Source organism: Dietzia sp. B19 (assembly GCF_014145155.1).
GTDB classification, from domain to species: Bacteria; Actinomycetota; Actinomycetes; order Mycobacteriales; family Mycobacteriaceae; genus Dietzia; species Dietzia natronolimnaea.
In genome coordinates this window covers 1-377 of sequence record NZ_JAALED010000545.1, presented here as the reverse complement: position 1 = coordinate 377, position 377 = coordinate 1, and the positions used below count along the sequence as shown (strand labels likewise).

The 377-nt window shown below is 67.6% G+C and carries 1 protein-coding gene; it reads right to left on the bottom strand.

The genetic code is table 11. The features are described 5' to 3' along the window. Positions 1-377, bottom strand: a 377-nt coding sequence (locus G6020_RS14835; protein WP_182611165.1) for a transposase, incomplete at both ends; no start/stop codon positions are given.

The window sequence follows — 377 nt, the reverse complement described above, 5'->3', positions numbered from 1 at the left end:
GGGATCGCGGCGATCGTGTTGAACACGGCGACGATCGCGACGGCCCAGGGCCACGTTTCCGGGATCTTCACTTTTCGCCGTCGGCCGCTACGGGTCAGCCGGGCTGCGACGTGCAGGAAGCGGTAGCGCAAGGCTTTGGGCTCGCACAAGGCGAGGACTGCGGCCTCGCCGGTACAGGCCAGCATCCGCGTCCACGCCACCAGATCTGCGGCGATCATCACTGCCACCAGCCAGGCCTGGTTGAGCGCGAACTCGCGTGAGGGGAGCCGGCCGAGCCCGGTGTCTTTGGCGTGTCGGATCCGGTCCTCGACCCGGGCGTGAGCCCGATGCCTCGCTTCAAGGAACTGCAGCTGCCCGGCGCTGGTGTTGGTGACAAA